The organism is Archangium sp. (assembly GCF_036389735.1).
Lineage (GTDB): Bacteria > Myxococcota > Myxococcia > Myxococcales > Myxococcaceae > Archangium.
In genome coordinates this window covers 1-2262 of record NZ_DASVWK010001098.1, presented here as the reverse complement: position 1 = coordinate 2262, position 2262 = coordinate 1, and the positions used below count along the sequence as shown (strand labels likewise).

The 2262-nt window shown below is 67.1% G+C and carries 2 protein-coding genes; both read left to right on the top strand.

Going from position 1 to position 2262, the window contains the following annotated elements; genetic code table 11:
* Positions 1 to 285: 285 nt before the first annotated feature.
* The gene (locus VF794_RS39520; RefSeq protein WP_331118846.1) at positions 286 to 753 is read left to right on the top strand and encodes a ferritin-like domain-containing protein; all 468 of its coding nucleotides are present in this window, start codon (positions 286 to 288) and stop codon (positions 751 to 753) included.
* 139 nt (positions 754 to 892) lie between these two features.
* Positions 893 to 2262 (top strand): CARDB domain-containing protein (locus VF794_RS39515; protein WP_331118844.1); only part of this gene is annotated, 1370 nt, incomplete at its 3' end.

The window sequence follows — 2262 nt, the reverse complement described above, 5'->3', positions numbered from 1 at the left end:
GCGCTGGCGGCCATGCACCCGATGGCGACGCCGAGGAATCCGATGGACGGGATGCGCCGCGTCTGCATCTCGACATTGGTGGTGACCGTGTCTTCGTTCTTCATGACTGCCTCCGTCTGGTGAAGCGGTACGGAAGCAAAGGTGCGCATGGGGGGCCGGGTCGGTGGACGGGGGTGGTGCTGCCCTGCTCGCTGTGCAGGCGAGCGCGGAGGCCATGGGTTGGCCGGGCAGCGGGGTCCCCTCAGATTGCCGGGGACTTTTCGTCGCGAGGGCGGGGGGAGACACATGGGACGCAAGTCCGAGGTGGAGAAGCTGCGCAGTCTGGCTCAGTTGGACGTGGACGCGGTGGGGGCGTACGACGCGGCCATCGCCCGGGTGAAGGAGCCGCTGGTGCGCGAGCGGCTGAACGAGTTCCGGGTGGACCACGTGCGCCACGTGCAGGACCTCAACGCGTTCATCCGTCGCTTCGGCGGGGAGCCGGTGGAGCTGCGGCCGGATTTGAAGGGCGCGGCGATGAAGGGCCTGACGGCCATGTCGAGCATGATGGGAACGGAGGCCGCGCTGGTGGCGATGCTCGGCAACGAGGAGTTCTCCAACCGGGCCTATGAGCTGGCGCTGAGCTTCGAGTGGAGCCCCGAGGTGCGCACGCTCATCGAGAAGAACCGCCGGGACGAGGAGCGGCACATCACGTGGATCAAGGACGCGGTGCGCAAGCGCCCCTGGGTGAGCGAGGGCGCCGAGGTCCAGGCCTGATCCTCGCTGGCAGTTCTTGAGCTTTTCCAGGAAAAACGGTAACCCTGAGAATTCACTGAGGTCCTTTTGACTCAGTCGAATTCTTTGGGGGCAGAACATGACCGGGAAAGCCTGGAGGGGCGGCGTCCTAGGCGCCGTGATGCTGTTGGGTTTGGGCGGATGTGGGAAGTCCGGGGACGCGGAGAGCACCACGCTGGGAGTCGCCGGGCAGGCCGCGGAATCGGTTCCGGACTTCGCCATCACCTCGGTGAAGGGGCCCGCCAGCGTCACGCCGGGCCAGCAGTTCACCGCGACGGTGACGGTGTGCAACCAGGGCTCGATGGGAGACTCCACGGAGGTGGAGCTCTACCTGTCCTCGGACGCCCTCATCTCCTCGACGAAGCCTCCGGACCCGGCCGCGGACCAGCCCCTGGGCTACCTCTCCATCAACTACCTCAGCCCCGGGCAGTGCCAGACGCTCACGCACTCCGTCAGTGCGTGGGTGCCCTCCGAGGGCGCCTGGTACCTGGGCGCCGTGGTTGACCCAGGCAACTTCCGCCCCGAGGCCCGCGAGGACAACAATGCCCTGGCCGGCACCCGCATGGGCATTGGCCACAACCCGGACTTCGTCGTCACTTCGGTGAAGGGACCCGCCAGCACCATGCCGGGCCAGCAGTTCACCGCCAAGGTGACGGTGTGCAACCAGGGCACCCAGGGAGGCTCCACGGAGGCGGAGCTGTACCTGTCCGCGGATGCCACCATCACCCCGACGAACTCGCCGGATCCGTCCACGGACCAGCCCGTGGGTTATCTCCCCATCCACTACCTCAATCCCGGGCAGTGCCAGACGCTCACCCAGTCCGTCAGTGCGTGGGTGCCTTCCGAGGGCGCCTGGTACGTGGGCGCCGCGGTTGATCCGGGCAACTACCGCCCCGAGCTCATCGACGACAACAACACCCTGGCTGGCACCCTCATGGGCGTGGGCCACAGGCCGGACTTCGTCGTCACCACGGTGAAGGGGCCCGCCAGCGTCATGCCCGGCCAGCAGTTCAACGCGACGGTGACGGTGTGCAACCAGGGCACCCAGGCGGACTCCACGCAAGTGGAGCTGTACCTGTCCTCGGACGCCACCATCACCCCGACGAACTCGCCGGATCCGTCCACGGACCAGCCCTTGGGTTACGTCTATGGCAACTACCTCGAGCCCGGGCAGTGCCGGACGCTCACGCAGTCCTTCAGTGCGTGGGTGCCGTCCTCGGGCCCCTGGTACCTGGGAGCCGTGGCTGATCCGGTCAACAGCCGCCCCGAGCTCATCGAGGACAACAACACCCTGGCCGGCACCCGCGTGGGTATCGGCAACAACCCGGACTTCGTCGTCACCTCGGTGACGGGACCCGCCAGCGTCAGGCACAACGATCCGTTCACCGCGACGGTGACGGTGTGCAACCAGGGCACCGTGGGGGACTCCACGGAGGTGGAACTCTACCTGTCCAAGGACGACATCATCACTCCGACGTACATGCCGGACCC

What these genes read in the sequence shown, in the direction of transcription:
- VF794_RS39520 (WP_331118846.1), top strand. Translation starts at nt 286, where the DNA reads ATGGGACGCAAGTCCGAGGTGGAGAAGCTGCGCAGTCTGGCTCAGTTG.